Origin of the sequence: Paraburkholderia sp. SIMBA_027 (assembly GCF_046535315.1) — a bacterium.
Classification (GTDB): Bacteria; Pseudomonadota; Gammaproteobacteria; order Burkholderiales; family Burkholderiaceae; genus Paraburkholderia; species Paraburkholderia tropica.
The window spans coordinates 470,214-484,490 of record NZ_JAWRWY010000002.1 but is presented as its reverse complement, the minus strand read 5'-3'; the positions used below and the strand labels follow the sequence as shown (position 1 = coordinate 484,490).

Below are 14,277 nucleotides of genomic sequence, written 5' to 3'. Positions count from 1 at the left end.
GTTCGACCGCGCGCCAGCCGCCACCGCGGAGCGATCCGCGCGTTCGCCTGGCTTCACCGCTGTCATCGCCGTTGTATTCGCCGCTGCAATCGACGCTGTTATCAACTCAGTCATCGACGCCGCAATTGAATGCGTCGCGCGTGTCGTAGCACACTGCGTTGCGTACATGTCTCGCATCACCGTCTTTGGCAAAACGCCGTAGCAGCACGACCGTTCGTGATTCCGTTCGTTGGGCTGCTACAGCGCTTCGTCGTGTCTCCGCCATGGCAGGGCGTTCGGTTGTTGCCGACGCCCCGTCCTCGTTGCTGCCGCTGTTGCTTCTGTCACTTCTGTTGCTGCTGTCGCTGTCCTGACCGCATGCCGCGTGGCCGGTGCTTCAGCAGCACCGGCCATGCATGAGCATCACTGGCGTCCGTACACGTCTTCGAGACGCACGATGTCGTCTTCGCCGAGGTAGGAGCCCGACTGCACCTCGATGATTTCGAGCGGCATCTTGCCCGGATTCTCAAGTCGATGCGATACGCCGAGCGGAATGTACGCCGATTCGTTCTCCGAAACGATAAAACGTTCCTCGCCGCGCGTGACGAGCGCCGTGCCGCGCACGACGACCCAATGTTCGGCGCGATGATGGTGCATCTGCAGTGACAGACGCGCGCCCGGCTCGACGACGATGCGCTTCACCTGGAAGCGTTCGCCGCTGTCGACGCTGTCGTAATGACCCCACGGACGATGCACGAGACGATGCGCCACGGCTTCGCTGCGGCGTTGCGTCTTCAGGCGCTGGACGATCTTCTTCACGTCCTGCGCGCGCGAACGGTCGGCCACGAGCACAGCGTCGGCGGTTTCGATCACCACCAGATTCTCGGTGCCCAGACACGCGATCAGGCGGCCGTCCGAATGCGCGAACGTGTCGTTGGCGCCTTCGAACATCACTTCGCCTTGCGCCACGTTGCCCGCGTCGTCCTTGTCGGAGACTTGCCAGACGGTGTCCCACGAACCGAGATCGGTCCAGCCCGCCGTGAGCGGCACGACCACGCCGCTCGCCACGCTCGGATCGCCCGAGAGCGGCTCCATCACCGCGTAGTCGATCGAATTCGCCGGCGAACGCTCGAAGGCTTCGCGGTCCACGCGGAAGAAGTCGCCATCGGACTTGCCGTGCTCGACGGCCGCCGTGCACGCTTCGTGAATCGCGGGGTGGAAGTGGCGAATGGCCTTGAGCCAGGTGCTCGCGCGCACGATGAAGATGCCGCTGTTCCACCAGTAGCGCTGCGACGAGACGTACTGCTGCGCCAGTTCGAAATAGGGCTTTTCGACGAAACCGTTCAGGCGTCGCGCGCCTTGCTCTTCGCCGCTTGCGACCGGCTCGCCCACGTGAATGTAGCCGTAGCCCGTTTCGGGGCGCGTGGGCACGATGCCCATCGTCACGATCTGGCCGCTGGCCGCGTGGCGCACGCCGTCGGCGACCGCGGCCTGGAACGCATCGAGGTCGGCTAGCGCATGGTCGGCGGGCATCACGACGAGAATGCCGTCCTGCTGCTCGGCCACCACGGACAGCGCCGCGATGGTGAGCGCCGGCGCGGTGTCGCGTGCGAGCGGTTCGAGAATCAGCTTCGCTTCCTTGCCGGCCGCGCGCACCTGCTCGGCGGTCGTGAAGCGATGCTCCTCGTTGCACACGATCATCAACTTGTCGGCGAGCGTGACGCGCTCAGCGAGCGCATCGAGGCGGCTCGCGGTATTCGCGAGCAGCGACTGTTCGCCGACGAGGTTGATCATCTGCTTCGGGTACTGCTCGCGCGACAGCGGCCACAACCGCGAACCCGAGCCGCCCGCAAGCACCACGGGGCAGACTTGCAGCGCACTGCGTACCGCATTCTGCGGTTGATCCGCTCGCACCGTTGCCGTTGCGGAACCCGTATCCGTCATCTCGATCTCCTGAAAGGGGTTTCGGTTCTGCGATTTGTAGCATGCTTAAAATCAACAGAAATCACGCCGTAAAGAAGAAAATGAAAAATATTCGGATTAAATTAAAAGTCGGCTATTCGTCATAAATCGCTGCGCACAAAAATTCGAATAAAAAGAGGCGATATGCGCGTTGCACAGAAAAATAAATCGACGCAAAAGACGCGCGGAGCGGCAAATTTTGCCGCGAATTCGACCCCTCAACGGCCCGTCCGGCGTGGCTATCCGGCAATCGTTGCCGAAAAAATGCGCCAAAAACCCTATCGTTAGCAACGAAACATTTGGAGATACTTTTGTACCTTGCGCGCGGAATTTTTATCGCGCTTTATTAGGGTTTATTCGGATCCGTTTCATCAACGCCGGGGTAATCTGGCGTGAAATTCCCTGATTCCCGTCGTGCAGCCCGCAGTGCGCTATGGCGCAGAACGCGTGGCTGTCGTTTATTTTTTTCAACCCGAGGTGCCGGACATGCTGAGCGTTCTAGCGAGAATCATCGACGTTGCCGCCATCGCCGCAGGCGCGCTGCTGGCGGCTGCCTTGCACCACGGAAGGCTTGCGCCGCTGTCCGACCCGGAGAGCGTGGCGCTGGCGTTCAACTGCGTGCTGGCGATCTGGATGTTCCCCGCCTTCGGCATCTACCAGTCGTGGCGCGGCAAGTCGCTCTACGTGCTGTTCGCGCGTGTGTGCGCCGCGTGGGTCGCGGTGGAGTGCACGGGCATTCTGCTGAGCTTCAGCGTCCACCGTGCCGATTCGCTCTCGCGCATCTGGCTCGCATACTGGGTGGTCGCGTCGGTGGCGTTCCTGATCGTCTCGAAGGCGCTCGTGCACATGGTGCTGCGCGGTTTGCGCCGCGAAGGCTACAACCACAAGGCGGTGGCCGTGGTGGGCAGCCCGCGGTATGCGCGCTTTCTCGTCGAGCAGATGAAGAGCCGTCCCGAGGCGGGCTTTCATCCGGCGCTGGTGTTCGATGAGGACAGCGACGCGGACGGCGAAGCGTTCCTCGACGGCGTGCCGGTCGCGCGCGACCTGCAGTCGGTGATCGAGTTCGTACGCGAACACGACGTGCGCGAAATGTGGCTCGCGCTGCCCATCACCAAGGAGCGCACGATTCATCGCATCACGATGGCCTTGCGCAACGACTTCGTGAACATCCGCTTCATTCCGGACGTGCGCAGTCTCTCGTTCTTCAGCCAGCCGGTGGTCGATCTGCTCGGCGTGCCGGCGATCAATCTCGCGGCCTCGCCGGTCACGGATCTGCGCGTGATGCCCAAGCGCGTGTTCGACTTCCTGTTCGCGGGCTGCGTGCTGATCGCGCTCGCGCCGCTGTTCGCGGTGGTCGGCCTCGCGGTGAAGCTGACTTCGCGCGGTCCGGTGTTCTTCAAGCAGCGCCGCAAGGGGCTCGACGGCAACGAGTTCGAGATCTACAAGTTTCGCTCGATGAAGGTGCATGCGGAAGTCGCGGGCCAGGTCACGCAGGCGCGCCGCGGCGATCCGCGCGTGACGCGCGTGGGCGCGTTCCTGCGTCGCACGAGCCTCGACGAACTGCCGCAATTCATCAACGTGCTCAAGGGCGAGATGTCGGTGGTCGGTCCGCGTCCGCACGCACTCGCGCACGACGACATCTACAAGGACCTCGTGCGCGGCTACATGGCGCGCTATCGCATCAAGCCGGGCATCACGGGCTGGGCGCAGGTCAACGGCTATCGCGGCGAAACCGACCGCGTGGAAAAAATGCGCGACCGCGTGCGCTTCGACCTGCATTACATGCAGCACTGGAGCTTCGCGCTCGATCTGCGCATCGTCGCCATGACCATGTGGAAAGGCTTCGCAGGACAGAACGCATATTGACGCGCGGCGGGCGCGCGGCGTGCTCATGACGCCGCGGCTCTCGCGAACACCAACAGGCAATTACATTTGAGGTGGGCATGAATCTGACGATCATTGGCAGCGGTTATGTGGGTCTCGTGACGGGCGCGTGTCTCGCCGACATCGGCAACGACGTGTTCTGTCTCGACGTGGACCAGCGCAAGATCGACCTGCTCAATCAGGGCGTCGTGCCGATTCACGAGCCGGGCCTTCAGGAAATCATCGAGCGCAATCGTCGCGCGCGCCGTCTGACGTTTTCGACCGATGTCGAAGCGGCTGTCGCGCACGGCGACGTGCAGTTCATCGCCGTCGGCACGCCGCCCGACGAAGACGGCTCTGCGGATCTGCAATATGTGCTGCAGGCGGCGCGCAACATCGGCCGCTCGATGACGGGCTTCAAGGTGATCGTCGACAAGTCGACGGTGCCGGTCGGCACGGCCGCGCTGGTGCGCGACGCGATCGCGTCCGAGCTGCGCAAGCGCGGCGAAAACCACATGTTCTCGGTGGTCTCGAACCCCGAGTTCCTGAAGGAAGGCGCGGCCGTGGAAGACTTCGCGCGCCCCGACCGCATCGTGCTGGGCTGCGACGAAGACGTGCCCGGCGAACGCGCGCGCGAACTCATGAAGCGCCTGTACGCGCCGTTCAACCGCAATCACGAACGCACGCTCTACATGGACGTGCATTCGGCGGAGTTCACGAAGTACGCGGCCAACGCCATGCTCGCCACGCGCATCTCGTTCATGAACGAACTGGCGAATCTCGCCGATCGCGTGGGCGCGGACATCGAAGCGGTGCGTCGCGGCATCGGTTCCGATCCGCGTATCGGTTACGACTTCCTGTACGCGGGCTGCGGTTACGGCGGCTCGTGCTTCCCGAAGGACGTCAAGGCGCTGATGCGCACCGCTGAAGATTTCGGCGAGCCGCTGCAGATCCTGCGCGCGGTCGAGAACGTCAACGAAGGGCAGAAGCAGGTGCTCGCGCAGAAGATCGTCACGCGCTTCGGCTCCGATCTCACGGGCCGCACGTTCGGTCTCTGGGGCCTCGCTTTCAAGCCGAACACCGACGACATGCGCGAAGCGCCGAGCCGCACGCTGATCGCCGAATTGCTCGCGCGCGGCGCGCGCGTGGTCGCGTACGACCCGGTCGCGATCAAGGAAGCGCAGCGCGTGATCGAACTCGACTTCGCGAAGACGCCCGAGCAGCTCGAACGCCTGAGCTATGCGCAGGATGCGATGGAAGCCGCCAACGGCGCCGACGCGCTGGTGGTCGCGACCGAATGGAAGGTTTTCAAGGCGCCCGATTTCGAAACGCTGAAGTCGCAGCTGAAATCGCCGATCGTGTTCGACGGCCGCAATCTGTACGACCCGCCCGCGCTGCAGGAACTCGGTTTCGAGTATCACGCGGTGGGTCGCGCGAGCGCCACGCAGGCAAGCCGCGCGCGTGCCGAAGCCGTCACGCAGACGCGTGTCACGGCCTGATCGCCGGCACACGCTGCAAGCCGCAACAAGGAGCCATACGGCCATGTTCAACGACGTATTGATCGTCTGCCACGCGAACGTCTGCCGCTCACCGGCGGCGGAGCAGCTGTTTCGCGCGGGCCTTCGCGAGCACGCGAAAGCGCATGCAGGCGCGTTTCACTCGGCGGGCCTGCGGGCGCTCGACGGCGAGGACATGGATCCGGTGATGCAGCGACTGCTCGCGGAGCGCGGCGTGGATGTGGGCGAACACCGCTCGCGCCGCCTCACGAGCCAGCTCGTGCGCGCCGCCGATCTCGTGCTCGTCACGGAGCGCCGCCAGGTGGCGGCCGTGGAGCGCATCGAGCCGACCGCGCGCGGGAAGGTGTTCGCGCTGGGCAATTGGGAGAACTCGGACGTTTCCGATCCGCACGGCCTCGACGAAGCCGCGTATCGCGAGAGTCTCGAATTGATGGATCGTCTGGTTAAGGGGTGGCTAAGCCGAATATGCCAATGAAGAAACTCAATCTGATGACCGTGCTGGCGTTGAGCGCCTTCGTTTCCGCGTGCGCGACCGCACCGGGCAATTATCTCGACACGTCGAGCCTGAAAGAGCAGCCGAACAATCAGCCGCAACAGCAGTACGACGTGCATCTGATCACCTCGCAGCTCGTCCTGCAGCAGGCCCAGGCCGCCGCGGGCGTGCAGGTCGATCTGCCGCCCGCGAAGTACGCCAATGCCGCCGATTACACGTATCACATCGCGCCGCAGGACATTCTCGGCGTGACGGTCTACGACCACCCGGAAATCTCGACGCCGCAAGGCTCGACGTTCTCGCAGGGCGGCAACACCACGCAGACCGTGGGGCAGACGCTCACGCAGCCGTACACCAACGCGCTGTCCGGCGAGTCCGATCCGTACGGTCAGACCGTGGCGAAGGACGGCACGATCTACTTCCCGTTCGTCGGCCGCGTGATGGCGGCGGGCAAGACGCCGGGCCAGTTGCGCGATCGCCTCGCGTCGGGTCTCGGTCCGTATATCAAGAATCCGCAGGTGGACGTGCGCGTGCTCGCCTACCGCAGCCAGAAAATCCAGGTGACCGGCGACGTGAAGACGCCGGGCCCGCTCGCCATGAGCGACGTGCCGCTGTCGCTCGTCGACGCGATCACGCGCTCGGGCGGCACCACCGACAACGCCGACATCAACCGCGTGCGCCTCACGCGCAACGGCAAGCTCTATGTGCTCGACGCGAACCGCATGCTCGATTCGGGCGACGCGACGCAGAACGTGATGCTCCAGGACGGCGACATCATCAACGTGCCGGACCGTTCGGATAGCCGCATATTCGTGATGGGCGAAGTGAAGACGCCGATCCAGACCGGCATGATTCGCGGCAAGCTGACGATCGCCGACGCGCTCACGTCCGCCGGCGGCATTCTCGACACCGACGCGAATCCGCGCCAGATCTTCGTGATGCGCGGCATGAAGGACAACCCGACGCAGCCCGAGATCTATCGTCTCGACATGACGAAGCCGGACGCGATCATGCTGTCGTCGCAATTCCAGCTCAAGCCGATGGATGTCGTGTACGTCGGTACGGCGGCCTCGACGACCTTCAACCGCTTGCTGCAGCAGGTCCTGCCAACGGTCCAGACGGTCTTCTACCTGAAGCAGATCACGCGCTAAGGGCGTGAGGTCTTTCCTCCCACGCAACACGATTTAAAACGGGATCGAAAACGTGAGCATTCAAGCCAACAGTCAGGCGGCCCCGGCGGCCCGCACAGAGGAAGAGGACGTCGTCCTCGGCCAGTTGCTGCGCGTCATCATCGACGACATCGGCTGGCTCATCGCGATCGCGGCCGTGGTGGTCGGCTGCGCCGTGTTCTACTGCTACGTGGCCAAACCGGTCTACACCGCGGACACGCAAGTGCGCGTGGAGCAGGCCGATTACACGTCGCAGGCGCTCACGCAAACGCAGTCGGGCGCCAACATCACCAACGGCCAGCAGGGCTCGCTGCCGACGGACGCTGAAATCCAGATGATCCAGAGCCGCAGCGTGCTCGAGCCGGTGGTGCAGCAGTTCAAGCTGAACTACTCGGTCTCGCCGGTCACGCTGCCGGTGATCGGCAGTCTCGCCGCGCGTCTCGCGACGCCGGGCAACCCCGCGCGTCCGTGGTTCGGTCTGACGAGCTACGCATGGGGCGGCGAAGTGGCGACTGTCGATTCGATCGACGTCGCGCCCGAACTCGAAGGCAAGAAGCTCACGTTGACGGCGCTCGACGACAACCGCTTCGTGATTTCCGGTCCCGACGGCGGCCGTCTCGTCGAAGGCACGGTCGGCCAGCAGGTGCAGGGCGGCGGCGTGACGATGCTCGTGAGCGCGCTGAAGGCGCGTCCCGGCACGCGCTTCACGGTCGTGCGCATGAACGACCTGGACGCCGTCACGGCCTTCCAGAACGCCATCAAGGTGCAGGAGCAGGGCAAGCAGACGGGCGTGATCGACATCTCGCTCGAAGACAACGATCCGGAGCACGCCGCCGCCGTGGCGAACGCGGTGGCGCAGTCGTATCTGCGCGAGCACGTGGCCACCAAGCAGGCCGACGCGAGCAAGATGCTCGACTTCCTGCGCAGCGAGCAGCCGCGCCTGAAGTCCGATCTGGAAAACGCCGAAGCCGCGCTGACCGCGTATCAAAGCAAGTCGGGTTCGATCAACGCCAGCGACGAAGCGAAGATCTATCTCGATGGCAGCGTGCAGTACGAGCAGCAGATTTCCGCGCTGCAATTGCAGATCGCTTCGCTGCAACAGCGTTTCGGCGACCAGCATCCGGTGCTGATCGCGGCGCGCCAGCAGCTCGCGCAACTGCAGGGCGAGCGCGCCAAGTACGACACCAAGTTCCGCGATCTGCCCGCGACCGAAGTGAAGGCCGTGCAGCTCCAGCGCGACGCCAAGGTGGCGGAAGACATCTACGTGCTGCTGCTGAACCGCATTCAGGAACTCTCGGTGCAGCGCGTGGGCACGGGCGGCAACGTGCATATCGTCGATCCGGCGATGCGTCCGGGCAAGCCGTCGAAGCCCAAGAAGCTGCTGATCGTTTCGGCGGCCGCGATGCTCGGCCTGATTGTCGGCACCGGCTTCGTGCTGATGCGCCGGAACATGTTCAAGGGCATCGTCGATCCGGACGTGATCGAACGCACGTTCCAGCTTCCCGTCTACGGTCTCGTGCCGCTCTCGGCCGAACAGACGGCGCTCGAAAAGCGCGCGCCGGTGCGCGGCGGCACGCGTCTGCGCGAAGTGCTCGCGAGCGCCGCGCCGAAGGATCTCACGGTCGAAAGCCTGCGTTCGCTGCGCACCTCGTTGCAGTTCAGCGTGATGGACGCGCGCAATCGCGTGGTCGTGCTCACGGGTTCGGTGCCGGGCGTCGGCAAGAGCTTCATGACCGCCAACCTTGCCGTGCTGCTCGCGCATTCGGGCAAGCGCGTGCTGATGATCGACGGTGACATGCGCCGCGGCGCGCTTGAGCGCTATCTCGGCGGCCCGCAGGACAACGGTTTCTCCGAACTGCTCTCGGGTCAGATCTCGCTCGACGAAGCGATTCGCGCGACCGAAGTGGACAACCTGCACTTCATCTCGTGCGGCCGCCGTCCGCCGAATCCGTCCGAGCTGCTGATGTCGCCGCGTCTGGGCCAGTATCTCGACGGCCTCGCGAAGCGCTACGACATTCTGCTCGTCGATACGCCGCCGGTGCTGGCCGTGACCGATGCCGCGATCATCAGCGGTCACGCGGGATCGACCTTCCTCGTGCTGCGTTCGGGCATGCATACCGAAGGCGAAATCGCCGATACGCTCAAGCGTCTGCGCACCGCGGGCGTGCATGTGACGGGCGGCGTCTTCAACGGCGTGCCGGCGCGCGCGCGCGGCAGCTACGGCTATGGCTACAGCGCCGTGCAGGAATATCTGAGCGCCTGATGAAAGGGGAACACGCGATGAAAGTGACCGTGCTCGTACCGACGTACAGGCGTCCTGAAGATCTCTCGCGCTGCCTCTCGGCGTTGTTGCGCCAGGAACGCGCGCCCGATCAGATCGTGGTGGTGGCGCGCGCCGACGATGCCGCGACGCACGCGTGCCTCGCCGAACATGTGACGCCGCGCGTGCTCAACGTCGACGTGGCGAGCGTCGAGGAACCGGGTCAGGTGGCCGCGCTCAATCGCGGTCTCGAAGCGGCCACGGGCGACGTGATCGCGATCACCGACGACGACGCCGCGCCGCACGCCGACTGGGTCGCGCGCATCGCCGCGCATTTCGAGGCCGATGCGAAGCTCGGCGCGCTCGGCGGCCGCGACTGGGTTCACGAAGAAGGCCGCGTGCTCGACGGCGAGCGCCCGCTGGTGGGCCGCGTGCAACGCTCGGGCCGCATCGTCGGCAATCATCATCTGGGCGTGGGCGAGGCGCGCGAAGTCGATCTGCTCAAGGGCGCGAACATGAGCTACCGGCGCGCGGCGATCGGCGGACTGCGTTTCGACCGCCGTCTGCGCGGCACGGGCGCGCAGACGCACAACGACATGGCGTTCAGCATGGGCGTGAAGCGCGCGGGCTGGAAGCTCGTCTACGACCCGCGCGTGGCTGTCGACCATTATCCGGCGCCGCGTCCGGGCGAGGATCCGCGCAATGCGCAGACGCTCGCGTCGATCCGCAACGCCGCGTTCAATTTCCATCTGATTTTGCGCAGCCATCTGCCGCCGCTGCATCGCGAGACGGCGTGGTGGTGGTGGACGCTGGTCGGCACGCGTGTCTATCCTGGGCTGCTGCATACGGGCCTGAGCGCGCTGCGCGCGGGCTCGCCCGGCGTCGCGTTCGCGCGCTGGCGCGCCGTGCGCGGCGGCGCGCGCGAGGCGCGTCGCGCGCCGGTCTGAACGACACGACACGCACCGAACGCTAAACGCGCAGACGGAACGCGCTACGCGGCGCGCGGCAGACAGGCATCGGCATCGAAGCGCCGATTCGCCCGCGCGCCTGCAATCGAATTTACGGAGGACCTCGAATGAGCGGTACCCAAGTCCACGTGCACCTGTTTTACGGCGCCGATCCGCGCCGTTACCGAAAGGGCGAGAATATCGGTTGCCTGTACGGCTACCATCACGCGGAATCCGCGGAATTCGCTCTCAATTACGCCGAAGACGCGCGCGAAGGCACGCCGGTGCGTTTCGCGCGCCGCGCGCTGAAAGCGGCGCTCGGCTTCGATCTGATTCACGCGTGGCGCAATCGCCGCGCGATTCTCGACGCGGACGTGATCTGGACGCATACCGAGCAGGAGCATCTGGCCGTGGCCGCCGTGCTGCTGATGCATGCGAAGAAGGGCGGCGCGCGTCCGCTGCTGCTCGCGCAAAGCGTCTGGCTGCTCGACCGCTGGCCCGGTTACGGCGCGCTGCGTCGCGCCGCGTACCAGCGTCTGCTCAAGCGTGCCGATCTGCTGACCACGCTCGCGAGCGAGAACGCCGCGCTGTGCGGCGACTTCTTCGGCCGCGACGCGCGCCATGTGCTGTACGGCCTCAATACGCAGGACTTTCCGCTGCGTCCGCCGTCGCACTGGAAGCCGAATACGCCCGTGCGTATCGCGGGCATCGGCAACGATCGCGACCGCGACTGGACCACGCTCGCCGCCGCGCTCGGCAACGACGCGCGCTACCATGTGCGTATCGCCACGCGTCGCCGCATTCCCGCCGAAGTGCGCGCGCCGAACGTCGAAGTCGTGCGCGTCTCGGGCCTTCAGCAGCAGCACGCGCTCTATGAGTGGGCCGATATCATCGTCGTGCCGCTGCGTCCGAACACGCACGCCTCGGGCATCACGGTGATGCTCGAAGCCGCCGCGCTCGGCAAGCCAATGATCGTGACAAAAGTGGGCGCACTCGAAGATTATTTCGACGAGAAGGCCGCGTATTACGTCGAGCCCTTCAACACGCAGCAGTTGCGCGACGCCGTGAACGCGCTCGTGGACGATCCGGCCCGCACGCTGGCGCAGGCGCGCGAGGCCTGCGAGCAATTGCAGACGCGCGACCTGACGACCGAGAACTTCGCCCGTCAACATGCGCAACTCACGCGCGACATGCTGCGCGAGCGCGATCCGCGCGTTGCGCCGGCGAGCCGCGCGGATGGGGTGAGCAGTGCTCATGCGGCCGGCCAGATGCCGCGCGGGATGTAAGCATGCGTGTGCCTTCGTATCCGGCGCCGCGCTCGCCGCATCTGCCGCCGAACCGGCCGCCCAATGTTCCGCCGAACCTGCCTGGCGCGTCCGCGCGCGCACCGGCGGAACCGGCGCGCCGTTCGGGCCTGCGCCGCGCGATGGGCCGCGACACGCTGCCCGTCATCGCGCTGTGGACCTTCACCGCGCTGCTGATCCTCGCGCATCAGGGCTCGGTGCTCACGCTCGCGTTTCCGGTGCTCGCCATCGGCGTGGGTTTCTGGCTCTATTTCGTGAATCCGGTGCGCTATATCGGCTTCATGTGGTGGCTGTGGTTCCTGAGCCCCGAAGTGCGCCGTCTCGCCGACTACGGCAAAGGCGGCTTCACGCCCACGAGCCTGATTCAGGTCGCGCCGCTCGCCGTCACCATGATCAGCGGCATTTCGCTGATCCGCTATTACCCTATCCTCGCGCAACGACGCGGTTTGCCGCTGCTGCTGGCGCTGCTCGGCATCGCCTATGGGTTCGCGGTGGGCGTGGTTGCGAGCGGCCCCGCAGCGGCTGTCTACGACCTCGCGAACTGGGTCTATCCGCTGCTGATCGGCTTTCACATCATGGTGCTCACGCGCCAGTATCCCGAAGCGCGCGACACCATCATCAACACCTTCATCTACGGCATGTTCGTGATGGGCGCGTACGGTCTCGTGCAGTTCTTCATCATGCCGCCGTGGGACGCGATGTGGATGATCGGCTCGGACATGAACTCGCAGGGCGACCCCGTGCCGCTCGGCGTGCGCGTGTTCAGCACGATGAATTCGTCGGGTCCGTTCGCATTCGCGATGATGGGCGCGATGGTGCTCGTGATGGCCGCGAAGCATCGCGTGCGCTGGGTCGCGGCGGCCTTCGGCTTCTTTTCGTTCGCGCTGTCGCTGGTGCGATCGACGTGGGGCGGCTGGGCGATCGCGATGGTGATCCAGCTGATGAAGTCGAGCAACAAGGTGCGCATCCGCATCATCGTGAGCGCATTCGTGCTCGCGGGCGTGTGCGTGCCGTTGCTCACCTTCGGCCCGGTCGCGGACCGCATGCAGCAGCGCCTGAACACGCTCGTCAATCTCAGCGACGATCAGAGCTACGAAGCGCGCAACCAGTTCTACGCCGACTTCGCGAAGAAGGCCTTTACCGACGTGTCGGGCGAAGGCTTCGGCTCGACCGGCGCATCGACGAAGCTGTCGAGCAGCAACGGCCAGCTCGGCCAGTACGGCAGCTTCGACAGCGGCGTGATGAACATTCCGTTCGTGCTCGGCTGGCCCGGCACGCTGCTCTACATGTCGGGCGTGATCTGGCTGATGGCGCGCGCGCTGCGCATCGCGCTGCGGCTCTCCGAAGACCGCTACGTGTGCGCGTGCATGAGCCTGATGATCTCGATCTTCGCGATGCTGGTGTTCACGAACTCGCTGGTCGGCACGGGCGGTCTGCTGCTGTTTTCCAGTGTGTTTTCCATTCTCAGCGCGGGGCACTGGACCCGGATGAACCGGCAGGCCTCGCGCGCCACTCCCGTTGTTACCCCTGTTACGGAGATCTCCGATTGAGAGTCGCAATCGTCACGCACGTAGTGCGCCATAACGACGGCCAGGGGCGCGTCAACCATGAAATCGCGCGCGCGGCGCTCGACGAGGGCTTCGAGGTCACGCTGGTGGCCCGGCACGTCGCGCCCGAACTGCTCGAACATCCGCGGGTGAAGTGGGTGCCCGTGCAGCCCTCGCGCCTGTGGCCGACCAACTTGCTGCGCCAGCAGGTGTTCGCGCTGAAAAGCGCGTGGTGGCTACGCCGCCATCGCCGCGACTACGACGTGCTGCACGTCAACGGCTTCATCACGTGGGCGCATGCCGACGTGAACACCGCGCACTTCGTGCACGGCGGCTGGGCGCGCAGCAAGTACTACCCGTTCGGCCTCACGCGCGGCGCGTGGTCGGCGTATCAGTTCGTCTATACGCGCGTGAACGCGGTGCTCGAACGCTGGGCGTACCGCCGCTCGCGCGTGATCGCCGCCGTTTCGCGCAAGGTCGCCGATGAAATCCGCGCGTGCGGCGGTGATCCCGTCGAGCGACTCGACGTGATCTACAACGGCGTCGATACGCGCGGCTTCTCGGGCGCGAGCGCGGACCGCTCGCACTTCAAGCTGCCCGTGGACAAATTCCTGCTGCTGTTTGTCGGCGATCTGCGCACGCCGCGCAAGAACCTCGGCACCGTGCTCGAAGCGCTCAAGCAATTGCCGGAGCACGTGCATCTCGCGGTGGCCGGTTATCTGCCGGGCAGTCCGTATCCGGAGATGGCGCGCCAGCTCGGCATCGAGTCGCGCGTGCATTTTCTCGGCCTCGTGCGCGAAATGCCGATGCTGATGCGCAGCGTCGACGCCTACGTGTTCCCGTCGCGCTACGAAGCCATGTCGCTCTCGCTGCTCGAAGCGATGGCGGCGGGGCTGCCGGTGGTGACGGCGCGCACGGCGGGCGGCGCGGAAATCATCACGCCCGAATGCGGCATCGTGCTCGAAGATCCCGACGACGCGGCCGCGCTCGCCAACGCAATCCAGCAACTCGACGACGACACGCCGCGCCGCCTCGCGATGGGCGAAGCCGCGGCGGAACTCGCGTGCAGCTTCGGCTGGGCGCGCATGGCGGCACAGTACATCGCGCTCTACCGGCAACTGGCCGGCGACGCCAACGAAGCCGTGCGCGGCGGCGAACGGCCCTTCGCGGCGGCGGCGACGCTGCCCGGCGGCCAGACGCTGCAGCGCGCGGATACTCCCTGAAATAACGACTCAA

10 protein-coding genes are annotated in these 14,277 nt (G+C 65.4%); 9 read left to right on the top strand and 1 reads right to left on the bottom strand.

Going from position 1 to position 14,277, the window contains the following annotated elements:
- Positions 1–402: 402 nt before the first annotated feature.
- On the bottom strand, positions 403–1,923 hold the full coding sequence (locus SB764_RS05075; protein WP_110326858.1) for a mannose-1-phosphate guanylyltransferase/mannose-6-phosphate isomerase: 1,521 nt from the start codon (positions 1,921–1,923) through the stop codon (positions 403–405).
- Positions 1,924–2,427: 504 nt separating this feature from the next.
- Between SB764_RS05075 and SB764_RS05070 the strand changes: the two genes are divergently transcribed.
- The 9 genes from SB764_RS05070 (at position 2,428) to SB764_RS05030 (ending at position 14,264) form a co-directional block, all read left to right on the top strand.
- Positions 2,428–3,807, top strand: a complete 1,380-nt coding sequence (locus SB764_RS05070; RefSeq protein WP_065065477.1) for an undecaprenyl-phosphate glucose phosphotransferase — start codon at positions 2,428–2,430, stop codon at positions 3,805–3,807.
- A gap of 77 nt (positions 3,808–3,884) precedes the next feature.
- Entirely contained in the window at positions 3,885–5,303 is a 1,419-nt protein-coding gene (locus tag SB764_RS05065) for a UDP-glucose dehydrogenase family protein (RefSeq protein WP_110326860.1), read from the top strand.
- A 43-nt stretch (positions 5,304–5,346) separates the two neighbouring features.
- Positions 5,347–5,796: an exopolysaccharide biosynthesis protein gene (locus SB764_RS05060; RefSeq protein WP_065065380.1), complete on the top strand. Its 450-nt coding sequence runs from the start codon at positions 5,347–5,349 to the stop codon at positions 5,794–5,796.
- A complete protein-coding gene (locus SB764_RS05055; protein ID WP_065065379.1) occupies positions 5,793–6,965 on the top strand; it encodes a polysaccharide biosynthesis/export family protein in 1,173 nt (390 codons plus the stop codon). The genes SB764_RS05060 and SB764_RS05055 overlap by 4 nt, the downstream gene beginning before the upstream one ends.
- Before the next feature lie 52 nt (positions 6,966–7,017).
- Positions 7,018–9,246, top strand: coding sequence for a polysaccharide biosynthesis tyrosine autokinase (locus SB764_RS05050; protein WP_321904337.1), 2,229 nt, complete (start codon positions 7,018–7,020; stop codon positions 9,244–9,246).
- 17 nt (positions 9,247–9,263) lie between these two features.
- A complete protein-coding gene (locus SB764_RS05045) occupies positions 9,264–10,190 on the top strand; it encodes a glycosyltransferase family 2 protein (protein ID WP_065065476.1) in 927 nt (308 codons plus the stop codon).
- A 128-nt stretch (positions 10,191–10,318) separates the two neighbouring features.
- On the top strand, positions 10,319–11,476 hold the full coding sequence (locus SB764_RS05040; protein ID WP_074982423.1) for a glycosyltransferase: 1,158 nt from the start codon (positions 10,319–10,321) through the stop codon (positions 11,474–11,476).
- Between the two features lie 140 nt (positions 11,477–11,616).
- Complete coding sequence (locus SB764_RS05035; protein ID WP_110326989.1) at positions 11,617–13,044, top strand: glucose-6-phosphate isomerase; 1,428 nt, start codon at positions 11,617–11,619, stop codon at positions 13,042–13,044.
- On the top strand, positions 13,041–14,264 hold the full coding sequence (locus tag SB764_RS05030) for a glycosyltransferase family 4 protein (protein WP_176080208.1): 1,224 nt from the start codon (positions 13,041–13,043) through the stop codon (positions 14,262–14,264). Before SB764_RS05035 ends, SB764_RS05030 begins: the two co-directional genes overlap by 4 nt.
- The last annotated feature ends 13 nt before the right edge of the window (positions 14,265–14,277 follow it).

Coding starts and splice junctions, on each gene's coding strand:
- SB764_RS05045 (WP_065065476.1), top strand. CDS start 9,264: ATGAAAGTGACCGTGCTCGTACCGACGTACAGGCGTCCTGAAGATCTC.
- SB764_RS05060 (WP_065065380.1), top strand. CDS start 5,347: ATGTTCAACGACGTATTGATCGTCTGCCACGCGAACGTCTGCCGCTCA.
- SB764_RS05065 (WP_110326860.1), top strand. CDS start 3,885: ATGAATCTGACGATCATTGGCAGCGGTTATGTGGGTCTCGTGACGGGC.
- SB764_RS05075 (WP_110326858.1), bottom strand. CDS start 1,923: ATGACGGATACGGGTTCCGCAACGGCAACGGTGCGAGCGGATCAACCG.
- SB764_RS05035 (WP_110326989.1), top strand. CDS start 11,617: ATGGGCCGCGACACGCTGCCCGTCATCGCGCTGTGGACCTTCACCGCG.
- SB764_RS05070 (WP_065065477.1), top strand. CDS start 2,428: ATGCTGAGCGTTCTAGCGAGAATCATCGACGTTGCCGCCATCGCCGCA.
- SB764_RS05055 (WP_065065379.1), top strand. CDS start 5,793: ATGAAGAAACTCAATCTGATGACCGTGCTGGCGTTGAGCGCCTTCGTT.
- SB764_RS05040 (WP_074982423.1), top strand. CDS start 10,319: ATGAGCGGTACCCAAGTCCACGTGCACCTGTTTTACGGCGCCGATCCG.